General features: G+C 71.4%; 25 protein-coding genes. 12 read left to right on the forward strand and 13 right to left on the reverse strand.

What is annotated here, in order from left to right; genetic code table 11:
• The first annotated feature begins 106 nt into the window (after positions 1-106).
• The 3 genes from OG302_RS28900 to OG302_RS28910 are packed head-to-tail and all read left to right on the forward strand — an operon-like array spanning position 107 to position 3,293.
• Complete coding sequence (locus OG302_RS28900; protein WP_371529446.1) at positions 107-1,462, forward strand: glycosyltransferase family 4 protein; 1,356 nt, start codon at positions 107-109, stop codon at positions 1,460-1,462.
• Complete coding sequence (locus tag OG302_RS28905) at positions 1,462-2,205, forward strand: class I SAM-dependent methyltransferase (RefSeq protein WP_365817441.1); 744 nt, start codon at positions 1,462-1,464, stop codon at positions 2,203-2,205. Before OG302_RS28900 ends, OG302_RS28905 begins: the two co-directional genes overlap by 1 nt.
• Positions 2,202-3,293 (forward strand): prenyltransferase, encoded by a 1,092-nt coding sequence (locus tag OG302_RS28910; RefSeq protein WP_371529447.1) that lies wholly within the window; start codon positions 2,202-2,204, stop codon positions 3,291-3,293. The genes OG302_RS28905 and OG302_RS28910 overlap by 4 nt, the downstream gene beginning before the upstream one ends.
• A 63-nt stretch (positions 3,294-3,356) precedes the next feature.
• On the opposite strand, the gene OG302_RS28915 is transcribed toward OG302_RS28910, so the two are convergent.
• A complete protein-coding gene (locus OG302_RS28915) occupies positions 3,357-3,647 on the reverse strand; it encodes a hypothetical protein (protein ID WP_361827541.1) in 291 nt (96 codons plus the stop codon).
• Positions 3,648-3,773: 126 nt separating this feature from the next.
• Between OG302_RS28915 and OG302_RS28920 the strand changes: the two genes are divergently transcribed.
• Positions 3,774-4,322, forward strand: a complete 549-nt coding sequence (locus OG302_RS28920) for a hypothetical protein (protein ID WP_371529448.1) — start codon at positions 3,774-3,776, stop codon at positions 4,320-4,322.
• 279 nt (positions 4,323-4,601) lie between these two features.
• Here OG302_RS28920 and OG302_RS28925 read toward each other — a convergent pair whose 3' ends face one another.
• The 4 genes from OG302_RS28925 to OG302_RS28940 all read right to left on the reverse strand — a co-directional run bounded on the left by OG302_RS28925 (position 4,602) and on the right by OG302_RS28940 (position 8,444).
• Positions 4,602-5,612 (reverse strand): LLM class F420-dependent oxidoreductase, encoded by a 1,011-nt coding sequence (locus OG302_RS28925; RefSeq protein ID WP_371529449.1) that lies wholly within the window; start codon positions 5,610-5,612, stop codon positions 4,602-4,604.
• A gap of 118 nt (positions 5,613-5,730) precedes the next feature.
• Positions 5,731-6,588, reverse strand: coding sequence for a hypothetical protein (locus OG302_RS28930; RefSeq protein WP_371529450.1), 858 nt, complete (start codon positions 6,586-6,588; stop codon positions 5,731-5,733).
• A 160-nt stretch (positions 6,589-6,748) separates the two neighbouring features.
• Positions 6,749-7,738 carry an N-acetylmuramoyl-L-alanine amidase gene (locus tag OG302_RS28935; protein WP_371529451.1) on the reverse strand — a complete coding sequence of 330 codons (990 nt, stop codon included), beginning with the start codon at positions 7,736-7,738 and terminating at the stop codon, positions 6,749-6,751.
• A 130-nt stretch (positions 7,739-7,868) separates the two neighbouring features.
• Complete coding sequence (locus OG302_RS28940) at positions 7,869-8,444, reverse strand: ABATE domain-containing protein (RefSeq protein ID WP_371529452.1); 576 nt, start codon at positions 8,442-8,444, stop codon at positions 7,869-7,871.
• A gap of 103 nt (positions 8,445-8,547) precedes the next feature.
• Between OG302_RS28940 and OG302_RS28945 the strand changes: the two genes are divergently transcribed.
• Positions 8,548-9,783 (forward strand): epoxide hydrolase, encoded by a 1,236-nt coding sequence (locus OG302_RS28945; RefSeq protein ID WP_371529453.1) that lies wholly within the window; start codon positions 8,548-8,550, stop codon positions 9,781-9,783.
• Here the strand turns inward: OG302_RS28945 and OG302_RS28950 are convergent.
• A complete protein-coding gene (locus OG302_RS28950) occupies positions 9,715-10,395 on the reverse strand; it encodes a class I SAM-dependent methyltransferase (RefSeq protein WP_371529454.1) in 681 nt (226 codons plus the stop codon). The genes OG302_RS28945 and OG302_RS28950 overlap by 69 nt on opposite strands.
• 117 nt (positions 10,396-10,512) lie before the next feature.
• Here OG302_RS28950 and OG302_RS28955 point away from each other — a divergent pair, with 117 nt between their 5' ends.
• Positions 10,513-11,157 (forward strand): CatB-related O-acetyltransferase, encoded by a 645-nt coding sequence (locus tag OG302_RS28955; protein WP_371529455.1) that lies wholly within the window; start codon positions 10,513-10,515, stop codon positions 11,155-11,157.
• A 131-nt stretch (positions 11,158-11,288) separates the two neighbouring features.
• On the opposite strand, the gene OG302_RS28960 is transcribed toward OG302_RS28955, so the two are convergent.
• On the reverse strand, positions 11,289-13,022 hold the full coding sequence (locus tag OG302_RS28960; protein ID WP_371529456.1) for an MFS transporter: 1,734 nt from the start codon (positions 13,020-13,022) through the stop codon (positions 11,289-11,291).
• 215 nt (positions 13,023-13,237) lie between these two features.
• Here OG302_RS28960 and OG302_RS28965 point away from each other — a divergent pair, with 215 nt between their 5' ends.
• The 3 genes from OG302_RS28965 (at position 13,238) to OG302_RS28975 (ending at position 18,220) form a co-directional block, all read left to right on the forward strand.
• Positions 13,238-15,481: an acyl-CoA dehydrogenase gene (locus OG302_RS28965; RefSeq protein WP_371529457.1), complete on the forward strand. Its 2,244-nt coding sequence runs from the start codon at positions 13,238-13,240 to the stop codon at positions 15,479-15,481.
• Complete coding sequence (locus OG302_RS28970) at positions 15,478-16,668, forward strand: lipid-transfer protein (protein ID WP_371529458.1); 1,191 nt, start codon at positions 15,478-15,480, stop codon at positions 16,666-16,668. Before OG302_RS28965 ends, OG302_RS28970 begins: the two co-directional genes overlap by 4 nt.
• Before the next feature lie 115 nt (positions 16,669-16,783).
• Entirely contained in the window at positions 16,784-18,220 is a 1,437-nt protein-coding gene (locus OG302_RS28975) for an MFS transporter (RefSeq protein ID WP_371529459.1), read from the forward strand.
• Positions 18,221-18,272: 52 nt separating this feature from the next.
• Here the strand turns inward: OG302_RS28975 and OG302_RS28980 are convergent, their stop codons facing one another.
• Genes OG302_RS28980 through OG302_RS28995 form a run of 4 tightly spaced genes read right to left on the reverse strand, consistent with a single transcriptional unit; the run spans position 18,273 to position 21,806 of the window.
• Complete coding sequence (locus OG302_RS28980) at positions 18,273-18,878, reverse strand: response regulator (RefSeq protein WP_371529460.1); 606 nt, start codon at positions 18,876-18,878, stop codon at positions 18,273-18,275.
• The gene (locus tag OG302_RS28985) at positions 18,875-20,122 is read right to left on the reverse strand and encodes a sensor histidine kinase (protein WP_371529461.1); all 1,248 of its coding nucleotides are present in this window, start codon (positions 20,120-20,122) and stop codon (positions 18,875-18,877) included. The genes OG302_RS28980 and OG302_RS28985 overlap by 4 nt, the downstream gene beginning before the upstream one ends.
• A 29-nt stretch (positions 20,123-20,151) precedes the next feature.
• The gene (locus OG302_RS28990) at positions 20,152-20,874 is read right to left on the reverse strand and encodes an ABC transporter permease (RefSeq protein ID WP_371529462.1); all 723 of its coding nucleotides are present in this window, start codon (positions 20,872-20,874) and stop codon (positions 20,152-20,154) included.
• A complete protein-coding gene (locus OG302_RS28995) occupies positions 20,874-21,806 on the reverse strand; it encodes an ABC transporter ATP-binding protein (RefSeq protein ID WP_371529463.1) in 933 nt (310 codons plus the stop codon). Before OG302_RS28995 ends, OG302_RS28990 begins: the two co-directional genes overlap by 1 nt.
• A gap of 267 nt (positions 21,807-22,073) precedes the next feature.
• On the opposite strand from OG302_RS28995, the gene OG302_RS29000 reads away from it, so the two are divergent.
• Genes OG302_RS29000 through OG302_RS29010 form a run of 3 tightly spaced genes read left to right on the forward strand, consistent with a single transcriptional unit; the run spans position 22,074 to position 25,000 of the window.
• Positions 22,074-22,928 (forward strand): MaoC/PaaZ C-terminal domain-containing protein, encoded by an 855-nt coding sequence (locus tag OG302_RS29000; RefSeq protein WP_371529464.1) that lies wholly within the window; start codon positions 22,074-22,076, stop codon positions 22,926-22,928.
• A 24-nt stretch (positions 22,929-22,952) separates the two neighbouring features.
• Entirely contained in the window at positions 22,953-24,029 is a 1,077-nt protein-coding gene (locus OG302_RS29005; protein ID WP_371529465.1) for a Zn-dependent alcohol dehydrogenase, read from the forward strand.
• A 17-nt stretch (positions 24,030-24,046) separates the two neighbouring features.
• On the forward strand, positions 24,047-25,000 hold the full coding sequence (locus OG302_RS29010; RefSeq protein WP_371529466.1) for a 3-oxoacyl-ACP reductase: 954 nt from the start codon (positions 24,047-24,049) through the stop codon (positions 24,998-25,000).
• A gap of 87 nt (positions 25,001-25,087) precedes the next feature.
• On the opposite strand, the gene OG302_RS29015 is transcribed toward OG302_RS29010, so the two are convergent.
• Positions 25,088-25,240 carry a hypothetical protein gene (locus OG302_RS29015; protein ID WP_361827493.1) on the reverse strand — a complete coding sequence of 51 codons (153 nt, stop codon included), beginning with the start codon at positions 25,238-25,240 and terminating at the stop codon, positions 25,088-25,090.
• A 55-nt stretch (positions 25,241-25,295) separates the two neighbouring features.
• The gene (locus tag OG302_RS29020) at positions 25,296-26,396 is read right to left on the reverse strand and encodes a hypothetical protein (RefSeq protein ID WP_371529467.1); all 1,101 of its coding nucleotides are present in this window, start codon (positions 26,394-26,396) and stop codon (positions 25,296-25,298) included.
• Positions 26,397-26,577: the final 181 nt, after the last annotated feature.

Genomic DNA, 26,577 nt, shown 5'->3' on the forward strand with positions numbered 1-26,577 from the left:
ATTCAAAGCTCGTTCAGCGATCATTCAACGATCAAGTCTGAAACTTGTTCTAGATTACCGTCCCGGCGTAACCTCGCGGACAACCGCAGGGAGAAGGGGGCCGAGAGTGACCGCTGAGGCCATGGAGGCGGGTCCCCGTACGGGTCCGGCCGATGGTGACCGTCCGTTGCGCATCGCTCTCCTCACGTACAAAGGCAACCCGTTCTGCGGGGGACAGGGCGTCTACGTACGTCACCTCTCGCGCGAGCTGGCCCGGCTCGGCCACAGCGTCGAGGTGATCGGCGCGCAGCCCTACCCCGTCCTGGACGAGGGCCTTGAGGGCCTCAGGCTCACCGAGCTGCCCAGCCTCGACCTCTACCGCTCGCCCGACCCCTTCCGCACGCCGAAGCGCGGCGAGTACCGCGACTGGGTCGACGCGCTCGAAGTGGCGACGATGTGGACCGGCGGTTTCCCCGAGCCCGCGACGTTCAGCCTGCGCGCCCGCCGTCACCTGCGGGCACGGCGCGGCGAGTTCGACGTCGTGCACGACAACCAGACCCTCGGCTACGGCCTCTTGGGCGACCTGGGCGCGCCGCTCGTCTCCACGATCCATCACCCCATCACGGTGGACCGACAGCTGGAGCTGGACGCGGCGGCCGGCTGGCGGCGCCGCATGTCCGTGCGCCGCTGGTACGCGTTCACCCGCATGCAGAAGCGCGTGGCCCGCCGGCTGCCCTCCGTGCTCACCGTCTCCGGCACCTCGCGCCAGGAGATCATCGACCACCTCGGCGTACGCGACGACCGCATCGACGTCGTGCACATCGGCGCCGACACCGACCTCTTCTCGCCCGACCCGTCGGTCCCCGAGGTCCCGGGCCGGATCGTCACGACCTCCAGCGCCGACGTCCCGCTCAAGGGCCTCATCCACCTCGTCGAGGCGCTGGCCAAGGTCCGCGCCGAGAACCCCGCCGCCCACCTCGTCGTCGTCGGCAAGCGCGCCGAGGACGGCCCGGTGGCGCAGGCGATCGAGAGGTACGGCCTCGAAGGCGCCATCGAGTTCGTCAAGGGCATCACCGACGCCGAGCTCGTGGACCTCGTCCGCTCGGCCGAGATCGCCTGTGTCCCTTCGCTGTACGAGGGGTTCTCGCTCCCCGCGGCCGAGGCCATGGCGACCGGCACCCCGCTGCTCGCGACGACCGGCGGCGCGATCCCGGAGGTCGCGGGCCCGGACGGCGAGACCTGCCTCGCGGTGCCGCCCGCCGACCCCGGCGCGCTCGCCGCCGGACTGAACCGGCTGCTCGGGGACCCGGTGCTGCGGGCCCGCCTCGGCGCGGCCGGGCGTGAGCGGGTTCTCGCCAAATTCACCTGGGCCCGCGCCGCCCAGGGCACCGCAGAGCTGTACCGCGCGGCGATCGCCCGCGATGCCCGCCCGCAATCCGGCCGCCCCGCGGCCACCCCGACGTACTCCGGGAGCCCCAGCTGATGCTGACCGTCGACTTCACCCGCTTCCCGCTCGCCGCGGGCGACCGCGTCCTGGACCTGGGCTGCGGCGCGGGCCGGCACGCCTTCGAGTGTTACCGGCGGGGGGCCCAGGTGGTGGCCCTCGACCAGAACGCCGAGGAGATCCGTGAGGTCGCCAAGTGGTTCGCCGCGATGAAGGAGGCGGGCGAGGCGCCGGCGGGCGCGACGGCCACCGCGATGGAGGGCGACGCGCTCAACCTGCCGTTCCCCGACGCCTCGTTCGACGTCGTGATCATCTCCGAGGTGATGGAGCACATCCCCGACGACAAGGGCGTGCTCGCCGAGATGGTCCGCGTCCTGAAGCCGGGCGGCCGCATCGCGGTGACGGTCCCGCGCTACGGACCCGAGAAGATCTGCTGGGCCCTGTCGGACGCGTACCACGAGGTCGAGGGCGGTCACATCCGCATCTACAAGGCGGACGAACTCCTCGGCAGGATGCGGGAGGCGGGCCTGAAGCCGTACGGCACGCACCACGCGCATGCCCTGCACGCGCCGTACTGGTGGCTGAAGTGCGCGTTCGGCGTGGACAACGACAAGGCGCTGCCCGTGCGGGCGTACCACAAGCTCCTGGTCTGGGACATCATGAAGAAGCCGCTGGCCACGAAGGTGGCGGAACAGTTGCTCAACCCGGTCGTGGGCAAGAGTTTCGTGGCGTACGCGACGAAGCCGCACCTGCCGAAGGCCGACGCGAAGACCGACGCGTGACGAGCCCGGAGCGGACGGAACACCTGGTCCTGCCGGGCGTCCTGACGGCGGATCAGGCCACGCGGACCGTGCGCGGGATCCTTGCCGTCCAGCGCGAGGACGGCGCGATCCCGTGGTTCCGCGGCCACCACCTCGACCCCTGGGACCACACCGAGGCCGCGATGGCCCTGGACGCGGCGGGCGAGCACGAGGCCGCGGGCCGCGCCTACGACTGGCTCGCGCGGCACCAGAATCCGGACGGTTCCTGGTACGCGGCGTACGCCGACGGGGATCCGCACGACGTGACGGACCGGGGCCGCGAGACGAACTTCTGCGCGTACATCGCCGTGGGCGTCTGGCACCACTACCTCTCGACCGGTGACGACACGTTCCTCGACCGCTTGTGGCCGACGGTGGTGGCGGCGGTGGAGTTCGTCCTCACCCTGCAACAGCCGGGCGGTCAGATCGGCTGGAAGCGGGAGCAGGACGGCACGCCGGTCAACGACGCGCTCCTGACCGGCAGTTCGTCGATCCACCAGGCGCTGCGCTGCGCTCTGGCGATCGCCGAGCAGCGGGAGGAGCCGCAGCCGGACTGGGAGCTGGCGACCGGCTCGCTGGCCCACGCCATACGCAGCCACCCCGAGCGCTTCCTGGACAAGGACCGCTACTCGATGGACTGGTACTACCCGGTCCTCGGTGGCGCGCTCACGGGCACGGAGGCCAAGTCCCGGATGGAGGAGGGCTGGGACCGCTTCGTGGTGCCGGACCTCGGCGTGCGCTGCGTCATCCCCAACAACTGGGTGACGGGCGGTGAGAGCGCTGAACTCGCCCTGTCCCTCTGGGTGTTGGGTGAATCGGACCGCGCCCTGGAGATCCTCCAGTCGATCCAGCACCTGCGCGACCCCGAGTCCGGCCTCTACTGGACGGGCTACGTCTTCGACGACAAGGCGATCTGGCCCGAGGAACTGACGACCTGGACGGCGGGCTCCCTGCTGCTCGCGGTGGCGGCACTGGGCGGCGACGAGGCCACCTGCGCGGTGTTCTCGGGAGAACGCCTGCCCCAGGGCCTCGCACCGGAGTGCTGCGACGCCGCCACCGGGGGGCAGTAGCGACGCCGCAGCGGCGCCGCTGCCGGGGGGTGACAGCGGCGCGCCGACGCCTGGTCCCTCCGCTCAGTAGCGGCGGAGCCGTCCTGCGACGGCGTGGCCGATGAAGACGTACACGAGAGCTGCGAGGCCGTAGCCGCAGACGACGCGGGCCCAGGCCTCGTCGAATGTGAACAGGTCGTGTGACCAGCCTGCGAGCCAGCGGGCCACGTCGTGGATGAACTGGACGAGGTCGTTGGCGCGGTTCGCGTCCAACAGATACATGAGGATCCACAGGCCGAGGATGATGGCCATCACGTCTGCGACGATGACGATGACCCTCGCTGCGGTGCTGCCACGTGCTTGTCGGGTGGACATAAGACCCGTGTACCGGGATCGGCCCGGTTGAAACCCGTACGGGCTCGCCCGAGTGGCGGGCCGTGCCGGGCGGGGTGAGGCTGCCGGGAGAGCTGTCCTCTAGCTGTCCACTCCCGGAGGTCCCCCGTGTTGCTGTCCGCCGCGACCGTACGCCGGTCCCTCGTCGCCCCTGTGCTGTGCGGCGCCCTGCTCGCGGGGCTGACCGGGTGCGGCGGTGACGAAGCGGACGCCGCCTCGGCGCCGTCCAGTTCGAGCTCCGCCGAGAAGCAGAAGTTCGCGAAGACACGGTTCGTGGCGAACGCGGGGATCGCCGCCGGTGCGACGTACCAGTGGATCGTGAAGCCCTTCCGGGCGGGGAAGTTCAAGAAGGGCGCCGATGGGCGCAAGTTCGCCCTGATCAAGGCGGGCCTCGCCGGAACCCTCGCCTACAACCGCCTGAAGGCGGCGACGAAGAACGCCCAGGGCGACCCGACGCTGTCCAAGGCGGTGGCCCCGCTGACGGCGGGCATCGACGCCCTGAAGGATCTCCCCAAGAAGCTCCGCAAGGGTGATTCGACGGACTCGGTGGTGAACTCCTTCGACGACGTCATCAACAAGGTGAAGGACGCGGGCAAGGGCGCGGGCGCGGAGGTCAAGGACCGCGTGCCATCAGCAGGCGAACTGGCAAAGGGCTAGGTAGGCCCCTGGCCTCGGGCGGTCCGGGTTCGGGTCCGGGTCCGGGGCAGGGTCCGGACCCTGGGCCGAGCCGCCGCCTGGCCGCGCCCCGGCCTGACCACCGGCTCCGCCGGGCCCGCCCTCAAGTGCCGGGCGGGCTGGGGGAGATGGGCGTCGGCGGGCGGAGACCTGCGCCAGACGCTCCGGGACATCGGCCGAGTAGGCCCACCGCCCCGTTCCGCGCCAGCCGTTCGCGCTCGCCGCAGCGGTCCGCGCAAGCCCCCGCGCAAGCCGTTCGCGCTAGCCGTTCAGTTCGGCCAGTACTCGTAGCGTGTGGTGGTCCGGGGACAGGACGAGGAGGTCCGTTACGGGGCCCTTGCGCCATAGTTCCAGGCGTTCCGCTATGCGTTCTCGGGGGCCGATCAGGGAGATCTCGTCGGCGAAGGCGTCCGGAACGGCCAGTACCGCCTCCTCTCGGCGGCCTGCCAGGAACAGGTCCTGAATGCGTCGGGCCTCCTCCTCGAACCCCATCCGCGCCATCAGATCCGCATGAAAGTTTCGCGCGGAGTGCCCCATTCCGCCGATATAGAACCCCAGCATCGCCTTGACCGGAAGCAGGCCCTCCGCAACGTCGTCGCAGACCTTCGCCCGCGCCATGGGCGCGACCATGAAACCGTCCCGCGCCTCCGTCAGCGACGCCTCGTACACATCAGCCCGCATCGGCGACCAGTAGAGGGGCAGCCAGCCGTCGGCGATCCGTGCCGTCTGCGCGATGTTCTTGGGCCCCTCGGCGCCGAGCAGCACCGGCAGGTCCGCTCGGAGGGGGTGCGTGATCGGCTTCAGGGGTTTGCCGAGGCCGCTGCCGTCCTCGCCCTGGTACGGGTGCGCGTGGAAGCGGCCTTCGAGGGTCACCGGCCCCTCCCGCCGCAGCACTTGGCGGATGACGTCCACGTACTCGCGCGTCGCGGTCAGCGGCGACTTCGGGAACGGCCGCCCGTACCACCCCTCCACCACCTGCGGCCCGGAAAGCCCGAGTCCGAGCATCATCCGGCCGCCGGAGAGATGGTCGAGGGTCAGCGCGTGCATGGCTGTCGTCACCGGCGAGCGCGCCGCCATCTGCACGACCGCCGTGCCCAGCTTGATCCGTGAGGTCCGCGCCGCGATCCAGGTGAGGGGAGTGAAGGCGTCGGAGCCCCAGGCCTCCGCCGTCCACACGGAGTCGTATCCGAGCCGCTCGGCCTCCTGGGCGAGCGCCACGTGTCCGGGGTCGGGGCCGCGCCCCCAGTAACCGAGTGCGAGTCCCAGGCGCATACGCGATCCCGATCCCTTCTGACGGCCCGTCAGCTCCCTGCAGGATGGCGACTGTACGACAACGGCCCCCCGCCCGGAAGGGCGAGGGGCCGCGAGGTGTCGCGAGGGACGGGAGAGATCAGCCGCGCTGGATCCCCGTGGTGTCCTGCAGCACGCCACGACGGCCGTCCTGCGTCTGGGCCACCAGGCCGGGGCCGCGCTGCTCGACGGCCAAGTACCAGGTGCCGGGCGCCAGTTCGGCGATCGGCGTCGGCGAACCGTCCTCCGCGTACAGCGGACGCGGCACCGGCACGGCGAACCAGAACGGCGAGAACTCACCGGTGGCCTGCGCCTGCCCGGGAGGCGGCGTCTGCTGCTGCGGCTGGCCCGGCTGGGCGCCGAACGGCTGCCCCTGCTGCGGCTGGCCGGGCTGACCGGGCTGGGCGCCGTACGGCTGACCGGGCTGGCCCTGCGCACCGGGGTACCCGTACCCGCCCTGCGGCTGAGCGCCGTAGGGCTGGGGGGCGGGACGCGGGGAGCCGACGAGGGGGGCCTTGAAGGCGGGCACGGTCAGGGCGAGGATCGCCCCGGCGGCCATGACCAGCGCGGCGATCAGGGAAAGGATGGTGCCGACACCGGCGTCGATGCCGCTGTCGCCCGACTGCCCCATGTTGTCGAAGCCGCCGGCCGGGTCGAAGATCTGCCCGATGGCGTTCCAGGCCGAGGCCACCGTGAAGGCGACACCGAAGTGCCCGAGGTCGATGCCGAGGACCTTCGGAGGCGTCGGCAGCGCGCGGGCGACGACGATGCAGGCGGCACCGATGATCCCGGCCAGGGTGACACCCAGCAGGAACGGCCCGCTGTTCCAGGCGTTCGGCATGTCGGCTGAGTCCGAGACGCCTTCGAGGTCGATGATGTCCAGGAACGAGGCGATGAACAGCAAAACCGCTGCCCCGATCACCACGCCGTCGCCTCGAGTGAGAGAGCGGATATTCACTTCAGGTCCTTCGTAAGTCGTCTCGTCGGTGGAGGCGTCGCTCGCCCCAAGGTCGTGGTGCAAAGCGCGGGGATGGCCCCCCATCGTACGGAGGACATTATCGTTCACTCGCGTGGGGTGTCTGCTCGGGATAAAGACCTGTCAACCCGCTACCAACCCGTTATCCGCGCAAGAAGCTCACGATTCCGTCGGAGATGCCCTGTGCGGCCTTCTGCCGCCACGCGTCGCTGGTGAGCAACGCCTCGTCCTTGGGGTCCCGCATGTTGCCGCATTCGATGAACACCTTGGGGACGGTGGACAGGTTGAGGCCGCCCAGGTCCTTGCGTACGTCGAGACCGGTGCCGTCACCGATGTAGTTGGACGGGGCGCTGCCCGTCGAGCTCAGGAACTTGCCCGCGATGCGCTCGCCCAGGGCGCGTGACGGGACGACGATCTTGGTGGTGTCCGCGGCGCCGGACTTCACCGATGCGGGCAGGATCACATGGAAGCCGCGGTTGCCCACCGCGGATCCGTCGGCGTGGACGGAGACGACGGCGTCCGCGTGGGCGTTGTTGCCGATGCGGGCGCGCTCGTCGACGCAGGGGCCCCAGGGCCGGTCGCCGTCCTGGGTGAACTTCACGGTGGCGCCCTGCTTCTCCAGCAGCGTGCGCAGCCGGCGCGAGACGTCGAGGGTGAACTGGGCCTCGCTGTAACCGTTGTTGGTGGAGGTGCCCGTGGTGTCGCACGCCTTGCGGTTCGTCCCGATGTTCACCAGGCGGTTGATCTCGGCCGTGTGCCTGCCGTTGCCGGTGTTGTGACCGGGGTCGACGACGACGACCTTGCCCTTGAGGGGCCCGGAGGCGGCGGGCCGGGTCGAGGACTTCGGGGGCTTCGTCGTGCTCGGCTTGGCGCTCGCCTTGCCCTCGCCCTTGTCGTCGTCCTTCTCGGAGGCCGCCGGGGACGGCTCGGAGGAGGGCGAACTCTGCGCGGACCGGCTGGCGGAGGGGAGCGTTCTGGGCGGTTCGTTCCCGCCGGGACCGCTCGTCGCCTCGTAAATGAGCCACCCCGCAAGGCACGTCGGCACCAGTGCGGCGAGCGTCACGGTGAGGGGGCCGCCGCTGAAACGGCGGGGCGGGCGTGGGGGCTGGCTGTCCGGACCTACGTACGACACGAGAGCCACCTTACGGGCCGTTCACGTGCTCCGCAGGGACCCACGGTTCTCCACTCCTTCCGGTTACGCCCCGGACGCGGGGGTCCTTCCGGGGGCGGCGAGCTACGCCCGGTACGCGCGGTGTCGCAGGTCATTTCGCCGATGTCGGGTTCTTGCGCTGGTTGGCGTGGAAGCGCGCCTTCTTCTGGCGGTTTCCGCACGTGTTCATGTCGCACCACTTACGAGTGCGGCTCTGGCTGGTGTCGAAGAAGGCGGCCCGGCAGGTCGGTGAGGCGCACAGGGCCAGTTTTCCGTCCCGTTCGCCCGCGATGATGTGGACCGCGTCGGCGGCGATCACGCTGAGGGCGTCTTCCACGCGGGAAGCCGAGCCGAGCCGCCATCGCCGCTCGCCGTCGGCCGTCAGGACGGCCGCGGCCCGCCCCTGGGCGCTGCGGTCATTGATGACCTGGACGGCGGACGCGGGGAGAGGGTCCCGGACCGCGGCGGCTGTCGCGGCGGCGTGGATCGACTCCCTCAGCTCCCGGGCGAGGTCGAGCTGGGCGGCGGTGCAGGAGTCCACGGCGAGGCCGTTCACCGCCAGCCAGTCGATGAGGCGCTGCGGCGTGGGGATGCGCTCCACGGAGTCGCCATGACGCTCCGACAGCGTCCCCGTGAAGCTGGTCGCCAGCACACTGCCGAGGCGGAAATCAGGGAAGCCAGCACGCATGGAACCACCTTAGCCGGTTGCACACCGATGCGATGGCACGGTAGAACCGTCTTAGCCGGTTCCCAGTGGTTCACGGTCGGTTCGACGATGGCCAGGAGGTCTCATGACCCGTCCCACCAGCGACGTGCAAGAAGGCGTGCAAGCAGACGAGCAAGCAGACGTGCAGGCATTCGAAGCCCACGCATCCGACGCCGACCTCGACGATCTGCGCGCGCGACTGGCCGCGGCCCGGCTGCCGGAGGCCGAGACGGTCCAGGGCGCGGCGCCCGGCTCCCGCCGCTGGGAGCAGGGCGTACCTCTCGCCGACCTCGTCGATGTCGTGAACTACTGGCGCACCGGATACGACTGGCGGTCGTTCGAGGCACGCCTCGACCGGATCGGTCAGTTCCGCACGACCATTGACGGTCTGGGAATCCACTTCCTGCACCGCCGGTCCGCGCGCGCGGACGCCACTCCTCTGGTCCTGACGCACGGGTGGCCGGGCAGCATCGCCGAGTTCGTCGACGTGGTGGACGAGCTGGCTGATCCGAACGATGCGGAAGCGCCGGCGTTCCACGTCGTGGTCCCGTCGCTGCCGGGCTTTGGTTACAGCGACAAGCCGGCCACCACCGGGTGGGGAACCGAGAAGATCGCGGCCGCCTGGGTGGAACTGATGGGAAGGCTCGGCTACAGCAAGTTCGTGGCCCACGGCGGCGACTGGGGAGGCAACATCACCACGGTCCTCGGCGGCAGGTTCCCGGCACACGTGCTCGGCATCCACACCACGTTCGCGGAGGCGCCGCCCGGATTGACGACGGACGGGCTGACGGCGGTCGAGCGCCAGTGGACCGAGGACACCCGCCATTTCTGGCGCCACCGCGCGGCGTACGCGAAGCAGCAGGCGACCCGGCCGCAGACCATCGGCTACTCGCTCGTCGACTCACCGGTCGGGCTTCTCGCCTGGATCCTCGACAAGTTCGCCGAGTGGTCGGACACCGAGGACAGCCCGTTCGAGACGATTTCCATGGACAGGGTCCTGGACGACGTCACCCTGTACTGGCTGACGCGGACCGGCGCTTCGGCGGCCCGCATCTACTACGAGAGCCACAACTCGCTGGACCCCGAACTCCGGGTCGACGTCCCGTCGGCCATCACCATGTACCCCAGTGACATCGAGAAGTCTCCACGCCCCTGGGCGCAGGAGCGGTACCGGCAGATCGTCCGTTGGAGGTCGCCCGGGAGCGGGGGCCATTTCCCGTCGCTGGAGATCCCCGAGTATTTCGTCAAGGACCTACAAGAGGGCCTCGCGGCGGTGCTGGCCGCTCAGCACTCCTCCCGTTCGGCGCAGGACGCGCAGTGAGTCCGTTGCCGAGACCTCTGTGAACGCGCCGGACTCCAGTGCCCTGAGGTAGACGCGGTACGGGGCCTGGCCCGTCATGATGTCCGCCGGGTCCGGGAACACGTCGTGGATCAGGAGGAGGCCGCCCTCCGCGATGTGCGGGGCCCAGCCCTCGTAGTCGGCCGTCGCGTGCTCGTCCGTGTGGCCGCCGTCGATGAACACCAGGCCGAGGGGGCCGCCCCAGGTCTTCGCCACCTGCGGCGAGCGGCCGACGATCGCGATCACGTGCTCCTCCAGGCCCGCCCGGTGGAGCGTGCGGCGGAACGTGGGGAGCGTGTCCATGCGGCCGACCTGCGGGTCGACCGTCTCCGGGTCGTGGTATTCCCAGCCCGGCTGCTGCTCCTCGCTGCCGCGGTGGTGGTCCACGGTGATCGCCGTGACGCCCGCCTCGCGCGCCGCGTCCGCGAGCAGGATCGTGGAGCGGCCGCAGTACGTGCCGACCTCCAGGAGGGGGAGGCCGAGCGTCGCCGCTTCCGTCGCCGCCGCGTAGAGGGCCAGGCCCTCGCCGGTCGGCATGAAGCCCTTGGCCGCTTCGAAGGCGGCGAGGATCTCCGGCTTGGGCTGGGGGGCCATGGGTTCTCCTGAGCTTCGGAAAAGCGGTGGGTGTCCGGGGCGGGCCGCCCTATGCTGCCGCATGGTTCAGCTGATCATCGAGGCGGGGCCGTACCTCAGCAGTGGAGGCAAGAGCGCATGGAACTCGTACCGGCCGATCCGACGGTGCTGCATCCGTTCCCGGACCAGCCTCGTGTCGTGCTCCTGAAGCCGCTGGTGAAGTCGCCGTTGATCGAGGTGGGGGAGTTCTCGTACTACGACGACCCTGACGACGCGACCGGCTTCGAGACGCGCAACGTCCTCTATCACTACGGGCCCGAGAAGCTCCGCATCGGCAAGTTCTGTGCGTTCGGGACGGGGGTGCGGTTCATCATGAACGGCGCCAACCACCGCATGGACGGGCCCTCGACCTTTCCGTTCCCCATCATGGGCGGCTCGTGGTCCGAGCACTTCGATCTGATCAGCGGGCTGCCGGGGCGCGGCGACACCGTGGTCGGCCATGACGTGTGGTTCGGGTACGGGGTGACGGTGATGCCCGGCGTGCGGATCGGGCACGGGGCCGTCATCGCTTCCGGGTCCGTGGTGGTCGACGACGTGCCCGATTACGGGGTTGTTGGTGGAAACCCCGCCAAGCTCATCCGTACGCGGTACAGCGAGGATGAGGTGGCGCGGCTGTTGGCTGTCGCCTGGTGGGACTGGCCTGCGGAGCATCTCACCGAGCATGTCCGGGCCGTGATGTCCGGGACGATCGATGAGCTGGAGCAGGCGGCGCCCCGGTCCTAGCCGGCCTTGGTCGCCGTCATCACCGGCTCCGCCGGGTTCGTCCTCAGACGCCGGACGGGCTGAAAGGCTCCGGCCGGGCTGGAAGATCCAGCCCGGCCGGCATGTGAGGGGAAAGCCCCGTAGGGCCCGCCCTACGCCAGCACATCACTCCCGCCCGGCAGCAGCAGGTCCATCTCCACCGCCGAGTCGTCGCCCCGGTGTGCCGCCGCCGAGGCCAGCGGTGCGTGGCCGGCGGCCGTGGCCGCGAGGACGTAGGAGCCGTCCCCGGGGACGGGGAGCGCGTAGCGGCCGACCTCGTCCGTGAGGGCCGAGCCCGCCTGCCGCCCCCTGCGGTCGATCAGCGTGACCTTGGCGCGGGCGACCGGCGTCCCGGAGGGGCTCAGTACCCGGCCGTGGAAGCCGGCCAGCGCCTCCGTCGCGGCGCGCAGGTTCGCGTCCTCCTCGCTGCTCGCCCGGAGCTGGGTCTTGACCGAGCGGCGGGCGGAGGGGAGGAACAGGGCGAAGACCAGGCCGAGCGCGACCGCGCCGGTGGCGATCAGGAACGATGTGCGGAAGCCCGTCATCGTGGGGATCGCGACGCCGCCCACGTGGTCCGCCGTGTTGGCGAGGACCATGCCGATGACGGCGCTGGAGACCGACGTACCGATGGAGCGCATCAGCGTGTTGAGGCCGTTCGCCGCGCCCGTCTCGGAGGGGTCGACGGCGCCGATGATCAGCGCGGGGAGCGAGGAGTAGGCGAGGCCGATGCCCGCGCCCACCACGACCGCGATGATGATCGTCTGCCAGGCGGCGCTCATCAGGCCGAGGCCCGCGCCGTAGCCGATCGCGATGATCAGCATGCCGAGGATGAGGGTCACCTTCGGGCCGTACTTCGCCGAGAGGCGCGCGTAGACCGGGGCCGTGAACATCATCGTGAGGCCGAGCGGCGCCACGCAGAGGCCCGCGACGACCATGGACTGGCCGAGGCCGTAGCCGGTGGCGGTCGGCAGCTGGAGCAGCTGCGGGAGCACCAGGGAGATCGCGTAGAACGCGACGCCGACCATGATCGAGGCGAGGTTGGTGAAGAGGACCGCGGGGCGGGCCGTGGTGCGCAGGTCGACCAGCGGTGCCTTGAGACGCAGTTCCATCACGCCCCACAGGACGAGGACGACCGCGGCGGCGGCGAACAGGCCGAGCGTCATGCCCGAGGTCCAGCCCCAGTCGCTGCCCTTGGTGATGGGGAGGAGGAAGAGGACGAGCCCGGCGGAGAGCCCGAGGGCGCCGACCACGTCGAACGTGCCCTGTGCCTTCACCGTGCTCTCGGGCACGAAGAGGACGGTCAGGAGCATCGAGATGACGCCGAGGCCCGCGGCGCCGAAGAACAAGGTGTGCCAGTCGGCGTGCTGTGCGGTCAGTGCCGCGAGCGGCAGCGCGAGGCCGCCGCCGACGCCGATGGACGAGCTCATCAGGGCCATCGCGGAGCCGAGCTTCTCGCGGGGCAGCATGTCGCGCATCAGGCCGATGCCGAGCGGGATGGCGCCCATCGCGAAGCCCTGCAGGGCGCGGCCGACGATCATCACGACGAGGTCGTCGGTGAAGCCGCAGATCAGGGAGCCCACGACCATCACGGCAAGGCTCGTCAGGAGCATGCGGCGCTTGCCGTAGAGGTCGCCGAGGCGGCCCATGATCGGGGTCGAGACGGCGCCGGCGAGCAGGGTCGCCGTCATGACCCAGGTGGCGTTCGACGGCGTGGTGCTCAGCAGCGTCGGCAGGTCCTTGATGACCGGCACCAGGAGTGTCTGCATCACCGCGACGACGATGCCGGCGAAGGCGAGTACGGGGACGACTCCGCGGGTGCCGCGTTGGTGGGTCGTCGACTGCGTCATTACGTGGGGCCTCCGGGGGCGGTGCAAAAGCTGGCAGGGGTACGTGCAGAACGAACCTGTTTCCCGGGGCGACTATTCCGACGGATGTCGTACGAGGTGAATTCTTGACCTGTTGTTAACCGGGGTGTGGATCTGACCACTCGTCAGGCTTCCATCGAATTGGAACGTGTTCTAGTCTGTCGCCGTCCCGGAAGCTGCTACCGGCGAGGACGCGCATGGGCATCGGAATCACGCAGGAACAGCGGGAGTTGGCGGCGGCGGTGCGGGGCTGGATCACCCGCGCGGTGCCGCCCGAGGAGATACGCAAGCTGCTCGACTCCTCCCCGAGCTCTCAGCTCCGTTCGAGCAGGGGAGACCCCGATCCCGGCACGGGCGCGAGGCCCGCCCACTGGGACGGGCTCGCCGAGCAGGGGCTGCTCGCGGTGCACCTGCCCGAGGAGTGCGGTGGCGGGGGCGGCGATCTCGTGGACCTCGCGGTCGTCCTGGAGGAGGCCGGGCGGGCGGCGCTCCCGGGACCGTACCTGGCGAGCTCCCTCGCCTCGGTCGTGCTGCACCGGGCGGGCGCCGCCGGGCTCGCCGCCGAGCTGGCGTCCGGGGCGCGGATCGGCGCCGTCGCTCTCGGCGCGGGCACGCTGACCGCGGTGTCCGTGGCGGACGGCTACCTCCTCGACGGCACCGCGCCGCCCGTGCTCTGCGGGGCCGACGCCGACCTGCTGATCCTGGCCGCCGAGTCCGCGCGCGGAACCGAGTGGCTGGCCGTCGACGCGGCCGAGCTGACCGTACGTACGCAGGAGAGCGCCGATCCGACGCGGCCCACCGCCGAGGTGACGGCGGCCGGGGTGGAGGTCCCGGCGGGACGGAGGCTCGACGTCGACGCGGCGCTCGTACGGGACCTGGCGTGCGCCCTGTACGCGGCGGACGCGTGCGGGGTGGCGGCCTGGGCGCTGGAGACGGCCGCCGGTCACGCGAAGGTACGGGAGCAGTTCGGACGCCCGATCGGGCAGTTCCAGGCGGTCAAGCACCTGTGCGCGGACATGCTCGTGCGCGTCGAGCAGGCGCGGGCGCTCGCCTGGGACGCGGCACGAGCGGCGGACGACCCCGCGCGGGACGCGCGGAGCCTTGTTTCCGCGCTCGCCGCCGGGGTCGCGCTCGATGCCGCGTACTCCTGTGCCAAGGACGCCATCCAGATCCTCGGCGGCATCGGGTTCACCTGGGAGCACGACGCACATCTGTATCTGCGCAGGTCACTGGTTGCCCGGCAGCTGCTCGGCACCGGCGACGCGCACCGGCTGCGGGCGGTGCGGCTCGCGGAGGGCGGGGCGCGCCGGGAGCTGCGGGTGGAGCTGCCCCGGGAGGCGGCGGCGTACCGGGAGCAGGCGCGCGAGGCCATCGCCCCGGCCCGCGGCCTCGACCCGGCAGCCGCCCGCAAGGTCCTCGCGCCCACCGGCTACGCCGCGCCCCACCTCCCCGAGCCGTACGGCCTGGGCGCGGGGCCCGTCCAGCAGCTCGCCGTCCAGCAGGAGCTGGCGGCGGCCGGGGTGCGCGTCAGCGACCTCGGGATCGCCACCTGGGTGGTGCCCTCGCTCATCGCGTACGGGTCGCAAGGGCAGCAGGAGCGGTTCCTGGCGCCCACGCTCAGCGGCGAGGTGCTGTGGTGCCAGCTGTTCAGCGAGCCCGGGGCCGGTTCGGACCTGGCCGCGCTGCGGACGCGGGCCGAGCGGGTCGAGGGCGGCTGGCGGATCAACGGCCAGAAGGTGTGGACGAGCGCGGCGCAGTGGGCCGACCACGGGATCCTGCTGGCCCGCACCGACCCCGACGCCCCCAAGCACAAGGGCCTGACGTACTTCCTCATCGACATGAAGCGGGCCTCGGGCATCGACATCCGTCCGCTGAAGGAGATCACCGGGGACTCCCTCTTCAACGAGGTCTACTTCGACGACGTCCTGCTGCCCGAGGACGCGGTCGTCGGCGAGGTGAACGACGGCTGGCGGGTCGCTCGCCACACGCTCGGCAACGAACGCGTCCACATGGCCGACCAGCTCACCTTCGACACCGGCCTGGAGGCGCTCATCGCACGCGCCGCGGAGGTCGACGGCGCCTGCCGCGCCCGGATCGGTGCGCTCGCCGCCGAGGCGCACGCGCTCGCCTGCATCGGCCTGCGCACGACGATGCGGCAGGTGGCCGGGGCGGAACCGGGCGCCGGGGCCTCCGTCCGCAAGCTCGTGCAGACCCCGCACCAGCAGAAGGTCGCCGAGCTGGCCCTGGAACTGCTCGGCCCGGCGGGCGCGGTGCGCGAGGGCGCCGGGGAGCGGGCACTGCACGGCTTCCTGATGTCGCGCTGTCTGACCATCGCGGGCGGGACCACGCAGGTCCAGCTCAACGTCGTCGCGGAACGGCTCCTCGGCCTGCCGAGGGACCCCGAGCCCCGCCCCACCACCTCTAGAGGAGCTGGACAGTGAAGGCGTACATAGCCGGCGTCGGCATGACGAAGTTCGAGAAGCCCGAGACACGGGACTGGCAGTACTGGGACATGGCGAAGGAGGCGGGAACCAAGGCGCTCGACGACGCCGGGATCTCGTACGAGGACGTGGAGCAGGTCCCGGTCGGGTACTGCTTCCAGGCGTCGACGGCCGGCCAGCGCGCCGTGTACGAACTGGGTCTGACCGGTGTCCCCGTCTACAACGTGAACAACAACTGCGCGACGGCGTCGACCGCGCTGATGATGGCGCGGCAGTTCGTCGAGGGCGGCATCAACGACTGCGTGCTCGCGCTCGGTTTCGAGAAGATGGCGCGCGGCGCGCTCGGCGGCGGCTCCGACGGAGGGGACTTCAAGACGTCCCCCGTCGCCCGGCACTACGGCGTGATGGCGGCCGGGCACGGCTTCGAGATGACCCCGCCCACCGCCCAGATCTTCGGCAACGCGGCGCGCGAGCACATGGAGAAGTACGGCACCACCGAGGCGCAGCTCGCCGCGGTGGGCGCGAAGAACCACCGGCACTCGGTGCACAATCCGTACGCCCAGTTCCAGGACGAGTACAGCGTCGACGAGATCCTCGCCGCCAAGACCATCCACCGCCCGCTCACCAAGCTCCAGTGCTCGCCGACGTCGGACGGCTCCGCCGCCGCGGTCGTGGTGTCCGAGCGGTTCGTCGAGCGGCACGGCCTTGAGGAGCGTGCCGTGGAGATCGCCGCGCAGTCGATGACCACGGACACGGGGGAGTCCTTCGGCTCGGGCTCGTGCATCGACGTCGTGGGGCAGCCGATGTCACGGGCCGCCGCACGGCAGGTGTTCGAGAAGTCGGGCCTCGGCATCGAGGACGTCGACGTCGTCGAACTGCACGACTGCTTCTCCATCAACGAGCTCCTCACCTACGAGGCCCTCGGCATGTGCGCGCCGGGGGAGTCCGGAAAGCTCGTCGAGAGCGGCGCGACGACGTACGGCGGGCGGTGGGTGGTGAACCCCTCGGGCGGCCTGATCTCCAAGGGGCACCCCCTCGGCGCGACGGGAATCGCCCAAGTGGCGGAACTCACATGGCAGTTGCGGGGCGCGGCGGACGCGCGGCAGGTGGCGGGGGCGCGGGTGGGCCTCGCGCACAACATCGGCCTGGGTGGGGCGGCTGTGGTGACGCTGCTGCGGAAGAACTGAGCAGAGGGGCGGCAGCGCCGGAAGCGAGGTCCTGGAGTCCTAGGACGCACGACCGAGGCCCCCTGCGCCAAAACCCCGATGCATGGCGCATCCGGTGCCTGAGAGCATGGCCGTCATGGTCCAAACGCCCCCTGACACTTACATAGCCGCGCCGCCGCGGAAGTCCGCACCCGTCTGGGCGGTGCTCCTCGCCGCCTGCGCCGGACAGTTCCTGGTCGTCCTCGACGTGTCGGTGGTGAACACCGCGCTCCCGTCCATGCGGGCCGACCTAGGCATGAGCGCGGTCGGACTGCAATGGGTGGTCAACGCCTACTCGATCACCTTCGCGGGCTTCATGCTGCTCGGCGGGCGGGCCGGGGACCTCTTCGGGCGCAAGCGGATGTTCCTCGTGGGGCTCGGACTCTTCACGGTGGCCTCGCTCGCGGGCGGCCTCGCGCAGGCCGACTGGCAGCTGCTCGTGGCGCGGGCCGTGCAGGGACTCGGCGCGGCGGTGCTCGCGCCGTCCACGCTGACGATCCTCACCTCGGCGGTGCCCGAGGGGCCCGCGCGGGTCCGCGCGATCGGCACCTGGTCGGCGGTGGGCGCGGGCGGCGGCGCCGCGGGCGGCCTGGTCGGCGGGGTCCTCACCGACCTGCTCTCCTGGCGCTGGGTGCTCCTGATCAACGTGCCGATCGGCGCCCTCGTCATCGTCGCGGGCGTCGCCTGGCTCAGCGAGAGCCGGGCCGGCGAGGCACGTCGCCTGGACGTGCCGGGCGCGGTCCTCGTGACGGCGGGGCTCGCCACGCTCGCGTACGGGATCGTGCAGACCGAGGAGAAGGGCTGGACGGCCGCGGCGACCCTGGTACCGCTGGCGGCGGGCCTCGCGCTCCTCGCCCTCTTCATCCTCGTCGAGGCGCGTACGAGGGTGCCGCTGATGCCCCTGAAGCTGTTCCGGGTGCGGTCCGTCTCGGCGGCCAACGCGGCGATGTTCGTGTGCGGCGGCGGCATGTTCGCCATGTGGTTCTTCATGACGCTGTACGCGCAGAACGTCCTCGGCTACTCGGCGCTGAAGGCGGGCCTTGCCCTGATCCCCTCGTCGCTGACGATCGTCCTCGGCTCGAAGCTCGCTCCGCGTCTGATGCCGGTGCTCGGGGCCAGGAACGTGTCCCTGCTCGGCATCATCGTGGCGGCGGCGGGCTTCGGCTGGCAGTCGACGATGACCGCCGACGGCGGCTACCTCACCTCGATCATGCTGCCCGGCATCGTGATGATGTTCGGCGCGGGCCTCGCGTCGACACCGCTGGCCTCCCTCGGCACGTCCGGGGCGGACCCGGGCGACGCGGGCCTCGTCTCCGGGCTCATCAACACCTCCCGCACGATGGGCGGCGCGCTGGGCCTGGCGGTGCTCTCCACCGTCTCGGCGTCGCGGATGGGCGGCTCGACCACGCCGGAGGCGCTCACGGCGGGGTACGCGATGGCGTTCCGGACCAGTGGGTTCATCCTGCTGGCGGGCGTGTTGGTGCTGCTGGTGTGGATGCCGCGGGAGGGGAATTCCAGCCCGTCCGGCGTTTGAGGACGAACTCGGCGGAGCCGGTGATCGACGGTGTGCGAGGCCCAGGGGCCAGTCAGAGCCAGCCCCGCTGCCTCGCCTCACGGACCGCCTCCATGCGGTTGCGCGTCCCCGTCTTCCCGATGGCCGCCGAGAGGTAGTTGCGCACGGTCGACTCCGACAGATGCAGCTGCCCCGCGATGTCGGAGACCGTCGCCCCGTCCACCGAAGCCTTCAGGACGTCCGCCTCCCGTCCGGTCAGCGGACTCGGCCCCGCGCTCAGGGCAGCCGCCGCGAGCGCGGGGTCGATCACCGTCTCGCCCCGCAGGACCTGCCGGATCGCCTCCGCGAGGTCCTCCACCGGGCCGTCCTTGACCAGGAATCCCACCGCGCCCGCCTCCATGGCCCGGCGCAGATAGCCGGGCCTGCCGAAGGTCGTGAGGATGAGGACGCGGCACTCGGGGCACTCCTCCCGCAGGTCCGCCGCCGCCTCCAGACCGCTGCGGCCCGGCAGTTCGATGTCGAGGAGCGCCACGTCGGGGCGTGCGTTCAGCGCCGCGTCCACGATCTCGTCGCCCCTGCCGACCTGCGCGACGACCTCGATGTCCTCCTCCATGCCGAGCAGCAGCGCGAGCGCGCCCCGCATCATGCCCTGGTCCTCGGCGAGCAGGACTCTGATCATGGGGTGTGCTCCTCCAGGACGGGGCCGGAACCGGGACCGGGGCCGGGACTTGGTTCGGTGACCGGCAGCTCCGCCGTGACCCGGAAGCCGCCGCGCGGTGCGGGGCCCGACTCCAGGGAGCCGCCCGCCGCCGCGAGGCGTTCGGCCAGGCCTTTCAGCCCGCTGCCGGGCGGTGTCGAGCCTACGCCGCGGCCGTCGTCGGTGATCAGCAGCCGGGACCGTTCGGCGGTGCCCGTCACCTCGATCTCGCAGCGGGTCGCCCGTGAGTGGCGTACGACGTTCGTGGCGGACTCCCGCACGACCCAGCCGAGCAGCGCCGCGGTCTGCGGGGCGAGCGGCGGTCCCGACTGGCGTACGACCGCCTCGATGCCGGCCGCGTCCAGGAGGTCGCGCGCCCGGTCGAGCTCAGTGGCCAGGCTGCCCTCGCGGTAGCCGGTGACCGCCTCGCGGATCTCGGTCAGGGCCTGGCGGCCGACGGACTCGATGTCGGCGACCTGGCCGAGCGCCGCGTCCAGGTCGCGCGGGGCGAGCCGCCGGGTCGCCTCCGCCTTCACGACGATCACCGAGAGCGTGTGGCCGAGGAGGTCGTGCAGGTCCCGGGAGAAGCGCAGCCGTTCCTTCTCGACCGCGCTGCGGGCCAACTCCTCGCGGGTGGAGCGCAGTTCCTTCACCGTCTCGGAGAGCGCGAGGATCGCCGCCGTCACCATCACGGAGATGAACGTGCCGTACGCGATACCCGCCGCATCCCAGCCCTCCCGCAGCCCGCCGACCACCGCGGCGGAGATGCTCAGCGCGAACCCCGCGGGAGCGAGCTGCTTGCCCCGCAGGACCGAGCCGGTGGCCAGGCCGAGCAGCGGGAAGAACATCAGCCAGCTGTCGCCGTAGCCGATGGCCAGGGCGAAGGTGACCGCGGTCAGCGCGAGCAGTGCCTGTTTGGTGGCGCGCGCTTCCCGCGCCTTCTTGTCGAAGGCGCGGAACACCACGTTGATGTAGAGGGAGTTGAAGACCAGCAGGCCGATCCCCGCGATCCAGGGATTGCCCGTCTTGCCCTGGAGGAGGTTGGAGAAGGCGCCCATGCCCATCAGGAGCCAGGGCAGCATCGCGAAGCCGTTCGGCGGGCCCAGGTCGTCGGGCCTGCTCCGGGAGGACTTCTCCCGCGCCCGCACCTCGGCGAGCTGAGCCCTGCTGCTGTGTTTCCAGCGCGCGAGGCGAGTGTGCCGCCGCCAGAAGCCCTTCTCCGACATCACTTCTCCCATGGCGCCGTCGCGCCTCGTCATGAGGTCCGCGCAGACCGGCGGTACGAGGACACAGCGTACGAAGCGAACACGAGCAGCCAGGCAGTCAGCACCGCCACGGTGCCGATGCCGAGGCCTCCGCCGTCCGTCACGGACGTGCCGAGCTCCGCGAAGCGGTGCGTGGGGGTGTAGTCGGACACGGTGCGCAGCCAGCCGGGGAACAGCTCCACGGGGAACCACAGGCCGCCGAGCACCGCCAGCCCCAGATTGCAGGCCGTGTTCACCACGCCCGTGGTCTGCGCGGTCAGGCGGTAGCCGTTGCCGAGCCCCAGCATCGTGAAGGGCAGCGAGCCGAGCCACAGCAGGAGTGCCGCCGCCGCCCACTGCCAGGCCGCCAGGCGTACGCCGTTGACCAGGCCGCCCGCGGCGAACACCGCCACGATCGCCGGGAGCACCGTCACGGCGCCGGTCAGGGCACGGCCCGTCACGACCTCGCGCGGCGTCATCGGTGTGACCCGCAACTGCCGCAGCCAGCCGGTCGTCTTGTCCTCGGCGACGCCGGTGCCGGTGTTCAGGGCGGCGATCACGGCCCCGTACGCGGCCATGCCGATCATCGACGTCGTCTTCCACTCGTCGTAGTCCGCGCCGCCGCCGATGTTGGTGAACAGCAGATACATCAGCACCGGGAGCCCGATGCCGCCGATCACGAAGCCGGTGTCGCGCAGTGTCCTGCGTACTTCGAGCCTGAGGTAGGCGAACATCACACGGTCTCCTGGGTGAGGGAGGTGAGGGAGGTGACGGGGGCGGTCAGGGCGAGGAACGCCTCGTCGAGCGAGGCCGCGGCGACCTCCAGGCCACGGATCGCGCCGAGCTCCGCGAGCGCGATCACGGTCGCGTCCGAGTCCCGCGTACGCAGCCGGGCCCGGTCGCCGCGCACCTCGACGGAGACCACGCCGGGCAGCAGGGTCAGGCCTTCCGTGCCGTGCCCCGCGAGGTCGAAGGAGACGGTGCTGCCGCCCGCGGACCGCTTGACCTGCTCGCCGCTGCCGTCGGCGACGATCCGGCCGTGGTCCATGACAAGGATGCGGTCGGCGTGCCGGTCCGCCTCCTCCAGGTAGTGGGTGGAGAACAGGACGGTGTGGCCGCGCCGCGCATAGGCCCGCATCGAGGTCCAGAACGTCTGCCGCGCCTCCACGTCGAGAGCGGCGGTCGGCTCGTCGAGGACGATCAGCGCGGGGTCACCGGCCAGCGCGACCGCGAACCGCACCCGCTGCGTCTGGCCCCCGGACAGCTTGTCGACGCGCCGCCCCGCCAGCTCCTCGATCCCGGCCAGCGCGAGGGCCTCGCCGACGGGCAGCGGCGCGGGATAACGCCCGGCCACGAAGGAGACCAGCTCGCGCACGGTGACGCGCGAAACCAGGCGGCCTTCCTGGAGCATCGCGCCCACCTTCCCGGTGCGCACGGCGTCCTCGGGCGGGCCGCCGAAGAGCTCGACGCGGCCCGTGTCGGGGTCGTCGAGGCCCAGCAGGAGGGAGATCGTCGTGGACTTGCCTGCGCCGTTGCGGCCGAGCAGGGCGACGGTCTCGCCGCGGCGGATCTCCAGGTCGACGCCGTCGACGGCGCGGAGCGGGCCGAAGGCCTTGCCCACTGAGGTGAATGCCACGGCCCGCTCGGCGGGAGCTGTCTTCGTCATGTCTCCGACACTACGAACGCGGGCCGTGGCGGCGGCAGATGTGGTTGTACGGACTCGGCCGGTACAAATGTCACACGCGTGATCAGCGGGAAATCTGACGTGACGTCAGGAGTCTTCACAACTACCGGACGCTCGGCTATACATGGGTTCGCCGGACTGGAACGCGTTCTAGAACGGGCTCCTTCCGGCCCTGTTGCGACCTCGGTGCGACCGACGGTGCGGACGGCCGCACCGAGGTCTTCAGACCGGCCAAGGAGCTGCCACCACATGCCCATCGACGCCGCGAAAGCACTGGCCGCGGAGCCCAGGTCGGCCGAGATCGCCTGGGATCACAAGGACATCCAGCTCTACCACCTGGGCCTGGGCGCGGGCGTCCCCGCCACCGACCCCGACGAACTGCGCTACACCCTGGAGTCCAGGCTGCACGTCCTGCCCAGCTTCGCCACCGTCGCGGGCGCCGGCATGGGCGTCGTCGGCGGCCTCTCGTCCCCGGGCATCGAGGTGAACCTGGCCGCGGTCCTGCACGGCGGCCAGAGCATCACGCTGCACCGCCCGATCCCGGTCAAGGGCGAGGCCGTCACCACCTCCAAGGTCGCCGCCGTGTACGACAAGGGCAAGGCCGCGATCCTCGTCCTGCGCACCGAAGTGGCCGACGCAGACGGGCCGTTGTGGACCAGCGACGCCCAGATCTTCGTACGCGGCGAAGGCGGATTCGGCGGCGAACGCGGCCCCTCCACCCGCCTCCCGGCCCCCGAAGGAGAGCCCGACAGGACCGTCGAGCGCCCCGTCCGCGAGGAGCAGGCGCTGCTCTACCGCCTCTCCGGGGACTGGAACCCGCTGCACGCCGACCCCGAGTTCGCCAAGCTCGCGGGCTTCGACCGCCCCATCCTGCACGGCCTGTGCACGTACGGGATGACGCTCAAGGCGGTCGTCGACACGGTGCTCGGCGGCGACGTGTCGCGGGTGCGGAGCTACAGCACGCGCTTCACCGGGATCGTCTTCCCCGGCGAGACCCTGCGGATCCGGATGTGGCGCTCCGATGGCCGGGTCCAGGTGGCGGTGACGGCGGTCGAACGGGACGACGCGCCGGTGCTCGCCGACACGATCGTCGAACACGCCTGAATCTTCGTACGAGGGAGCCGCACCATGCGCGCAGCCGTACTGCACGAGATAGGCCAGGACAAACTAGAGGTGCTCGACGACGTCGAGACGGTGGGCTTCGGCCCCGGCAAGGTGAAGATCCGGGTGCGGGCCACCGGCCTGTGCCACTCCGACGTCTCCGCCATGAACGGCGTACTGCCGCAGCCCGCGCCGTTCATCCCCGGCCACGAGGGCGCGGGCGAGATCGTCGACGTCGGCGACGGCGTGACCGGCATCAGTCAGGGAGACCGGGTCCTGGTCTGCTGGCTGCCCGCCTGCGGCCAGTGTCCGGCGTGCAAGCGCGGCCAGAGCCAGCTCTGCCTCGCCGGGTTCATGAACGCGGGCACCCCCAACTTCAAGCGCCCCGGCGGGGATGTCTTCGGCTTCGCGGGCACGGGGACGTTCACCGAGGAGGTCGTGGTCGACGCGGGGTGCGCGGTGCCGATCCCGGACGACGTGCCCTTCGACATCGCGGCCCTGATCGGCTGCGGGGTGACGACGGGCCTCGGCGCGGCCGTCAACACCGCGAAGGTGGAGGCCGGTGCGTCGGTCGCCGTCATCGGCTGCGGCGGCGTCGGCATCTCCGCGATCCAGGGCGCGCGGCTCAAGGGCGCGGCGCAGATCATCGCCGTCGACCCGGTGGCGTCGCGGCGCGAGGCGGCCCTGCGGTTCGGCGCGACGGAGGCGGTCTCCCCGGACGAACTGGCCGACGCCAAGCAGCGGATCACCGCGGGCGAGGGCTTCGACTACGTCTTCGAGGTCGTCGGCAAGTCCGCCACCGCACGCACCGCCTACGAGACGACACGGCGCGGCGGCACGCTCGTCATCGTCGGCGCGGGCGCCATGGACGACAACCTCCAGCTCAACATGTTCGAGCTGTTCTTCGACGAGAAGAAGATCCTGCCGTCGATGTACGGCGGCGGTGACGTCCTGCAGTCCTACGAGCGGGCCATCGCGCTGTGGCGCGCGGGCCGGATCGACCTGGAGAGCCTGATCACCCACCGGGTGCCGCTCTCCGAGATCAACGAAGCGCTTGACCAGATGCGTACGGGCGTCGCGCTGCGTACGTGCATCGAGATCTGAGAGGACTTCGATCCCTGATGGCACAGCCATTGCCACGGCCACTGGACGGTTTGGCCGCGATCGTGACAGGAGCGGGCCGGGGCCTCGGGCGCGCGGAAGCCCTCGAACTCGGCAGGCTCGGCGCGAGCGTCGTCGTCAACGACTTCGGCCAGCCGGGCCGCGACGGCTCGGGCGAGGCGTCGGCCACGCCCGCCGAGGAGGTCGCCGCCGAGATCCGGGCGGCGGGCGGGCAGGCGATCGCGCACCTGGGCGATGTCGCGGACCACGAACAGGCGCGCGGGCTCGTCCGGTTGGCGGTCGACACGTACGGCAAGCTCGACATCCTGGTGAACAACGCGGGGATCCTGCGTGACCGGATGATCTTCTCGATGAGCGAGAGCGAGTGGGACTCGGTCATCCACGTCCACCTCAAGGGCCACTTCAACACCACGCACTTCGCCTCCGTGCACTGGCGCGAGCGGTCCAAGGCGGCGGGCGGCCCCGTCTACGGCCGGATCGTCAACACCTCGTCCGAGGCGTTCCTCGCGGGGTCGGCGGGCCAGCCGAACTACGCGGCGGCCAAGGGCGGCATCGTCGGCCTGACGACGTCGAGCGCGCTGGCGCTGCGCAAGTACGGGGTGACGGCCAATGTCATCTGCCCCCGGGCGCGGACCCGGATGACGGAGGACGTCTTCGCCGGGTACCAGGAGCCGGGCGCGGGCGAGCTGGACGCGCTCGCCCCCGAGCATGTGGCGCCGCTGGTCGGCTACTTGGCGTCACCCGCGGCCTCCGGGGTCAACGGACAGCTGCTCGTGGTGCACGGCGGCATGGTCGCGGTGGTCGAGCGGCCCAAGGTGGCGGCGAAGTTCGACACGGCGAAGGACGTCTTCACGTACGAGGAACTGGACGAGGCCCTGTCGCCCTATTACGCGGGGCGGCCGGACGGGGAGACGTTCGCGGCGTCGGAGGTCCTGGGCCTGAAGCGGGGGTGAACCCCGCCGGAAACGGCAGACGCCGGGCGGGCCGGAACATCCGGCCCGCCCGGCGTTGTCGTGCGAAGAACCCGGTGGAGCCGGGTCCTACTTCTCGCCCTGGCGGCGGTGCCGCCCCCGCGGCGCCGCGCCCCCGTCGTGCTCGGCCACAGGCCCCCGGTGCTTGCCCGCACCGGTAGCGCCCGCCGCCTCCCGCGGCTCGGGATTCCGCTCGGATTCCGTACTGATCTCGGTCGTCATCAACACACTCACCCCGTAAACCGGTAAAGAAGATCGTTCGTACAGCCGGGCGAGTCTAACCAACGTCCGTGCGCCCGGTGAGAGGCGCCTGCTGCAACGGAACGGGCCGCGCGGCGACCGGCGCGGGCGCCGCCGCCGGAGCGGCCGGTTCCACCTCCGCGACCCCGCACGGAACCGCCTCCGTGACATACGGAAGACGCAGCGCCCCCTCCCGCGTCCACCACCCCGAGCCCGCCAACCACCCCTCAGGGGCGGCCAGTTGATGCAGCCGGCGCTCGGCGGGCCGCCACAGGCCCAGCCAGCTTCCCGCCGCCCCGTCGAGCCGCAGCGCCACCGCGCAGCTCTCCGGCATCAGCGTCTGACCCGGCTGGATGGCGAACGGCGTCACCGCGAGATCGGGCAGGCGCAGGCACTCCGGGAAGCGCACCGGGCGCGTGCCGCCGAGGACCCCCCAGCCGAGCCGGTCGTGACCCGGAGCGTCCGAACGGATCAGGAGCAGCCCGCTGTCGGGGTCCGCGAGCAGCAGCCGGTCGTTGCTCTCGTCGGCGATCTGGAGGAGGGGGGACACCTCACCGGCCCGCTCCAGGTCCACCGCCACCGCCTTCACCCGGCCGCCCAGCTCCCGGTCCAGAGCCAGCATCCGGCCCTCTCCGTCCAGCCAGACCCCGCCCGAGCAGCGCCCGGGGATCTCCGCGACGTGCTCGGGACCGAAGGCGCCGCCCGCCACCAGCCACAGGGCGGTCGACCCGGCGCCCACCGCGAGGGCGTACGCGTGACTGCCGACCGGCGACGGCGGCAGCAGCGTCAGCCGGGACTCGCCGCACTCCACGGCGCCGAGGGGCACCTCGCCGGTCTGCGGGCCCGTCGGGTAGAGGAGCGTGAACGTGTGCCGGCCGTCGACGACGCGGTGGATCAGGACGCGCCCGTCGGCCATCGGGAGCACCTCGGTGCCGGGCTCCTCGGGCTGGCTGCCGGGCAGGGGCACCGCGTACGGCTCGGGGGAGTCGAGGGTCCAGCGCTCGGGGAACCAGGAATCGCCGTCGAGGGCGAGGCGGGCGGCGTACGCGCCGTCGGCGGTTATCACGGGGGGTGTCGCGGGCGCCGGGGGAGACGGCGGCGCGGTCGTGGGCTCGGGCTCAAGCGTGGGCGCTGTCATGGGGGAACCTCCGGGCCATGAAGCTAGTTTTCGCACGCACTGCCGTGGCATCCGTGGCCGCCCGCTTCACACAGAAGGGTGGCGATGTATCGATTCGCCTGAGGGGGCGGGGGTGGTTGTGCTGGGCGGGAAGGCCGCGCTTAGGGTAAGGCGAACCTAAGTGGTTGCGGGCCTGCGGTAG

This window comes from Streptomyces sp. NBC_01283 (assembly GCF_041435335.1).
GTDB lineage: Bacteria > Actinomycetota > Actinomycetes > Streptomycetales > Streptomycetaceae > Streptomyces.

Bases quoted from the DNA above. Each gene is read 5' to 3' on its own strand.
- OG302_RS28905 (WP_365817441.1), top strand. From the start codon at position 1,462: ATGCTGACCGTCGACTTCACCCGCTTCCCGCTCGCCGCGGGCGACCGC.
- OG302_RS28915 (WP_361827541.1), bottom strand. From the start codon at position 3,647: ATGTCCACCCGACAAGCACGTGGCAGCACCGCAGCGAGGGTCATCGTC.
- OG302_RS28925 (WP_371529449.1), bottom strand. From the start codon at position 5,612: ATGCGCCTGGGACTCGCACTCGGTTACTGGGGGCGCGGCCCCGACCCC.
- OG302_RS28940 (WP_371529452.1), bottom strand. From the start codon at position 8,444: ATGCGTGCTGGCTTCCCTGATTTCCGCCTCGGCAGTGTGCTGGCGACC.
- OG302_RS28945 (WP_371529453.1), top strand. From the start codon at position 8,548: ATGACCCGTCCCACCAGCGACGTGCAAGAAGGCGTGCAAGCAGACGAG.
- OG302_RS28950 (WP_371529454.1), bottom strand. From the start codon at position 10,395: ATGGCCCCCCAGCCCAAGCCGGAGATCCTCGCCGCCTTCGAAGCGGCC.
- OG302_RS28955 (WP_371529455.1), top strand. From the start codon at position 10,513: ATGGAACTCGTACCGGCCGATCCGACGGTGCTGCATCCGTTCCCGGAC.
- OG302_RS28960 (WP_371529456.1), bottom strand. From the start codon at position 13,022: ATGACGCAGTCGACGACCCACCAACGCGGCACCCGCGGAGTCGTCCCC.
- OG302_RS28965 (WP_371529457.1), top strand. From the start codon at position 13,238: ATGGGCATCGGAATCACGCAGGAACAGCGGGAGTTGGCGGCGGCGGTG.
- OG302_RS28975 (WP_371529459.1), top strand. From the start codon at position 16,784: ATGGTCCAAACGCCCCCTGACACTTACATAGCCGCGCCGCCGCGGAAG.
- OG302_RS28980 (WP_371529460.1), bottom strand. From the start codon at position 18,878: ATGATCAGAGTCCTGCTCGCCGAGGACCAGGGCATGATGCGGGGCGCG.
- OG302_RS28985 (WP_371529461.1), bottom strand. From the start codon at position 20,122: ATGTCGGAGAAGGGCTTCTGGCGGCGGCACACTCGCCTCGCGCGCTGG.
- OG302_RS28990 (WP_371529462.1), bottom strand. From the start codon at position 20,874: ATGTTCGCCTACCTCAGGCTCGAAGTACGCAGGACACTGCGCGACACC.
- OG302_RS28995 (WP_371529463.1), bottom strand. From the start codon at position 21,806: ATGACGAAGACAGCTCCCGCCGAGCGGGCCGTGGCATTCACCTCAGTG.
- OG302_RS29000 (WP_371529464.1), top strand. From the start codon at position 22,074: ATGCCCATCGACGCCGCGAAAGCACTGGCCGCGGAGCCCAGGTCGGCC.
- OG302_RS29005 (WP_371529465.1), top strand. From the start codon at position 22,953: ATGCGCGCAGCCGTACTGCACGAGATAGGCCAGGACAAACTAGAGGTG.
- OG302_RS29010 (WP_371529466.1), top strand. From the start codon at position 24,047: ATGGCACAGCCATTGCCACGGCCACTGGACGGTTTGGCCGCGATCGTG.
- OG302_RS29015 (WP_361827493.1), bottom strand. From the start codon at position 25,240: ATGACGACCGAGATCAGTACGGAATCCGAGCGGAATCCCGAGCCGCGG.
- OG302_RS29020 (WP_371529467.1), bottom strand. From the start codon at position 26,396: ATGACAGCGCCCACGCTTGAGCCCGAGCCCACGACCGCGCCGCCGTCT.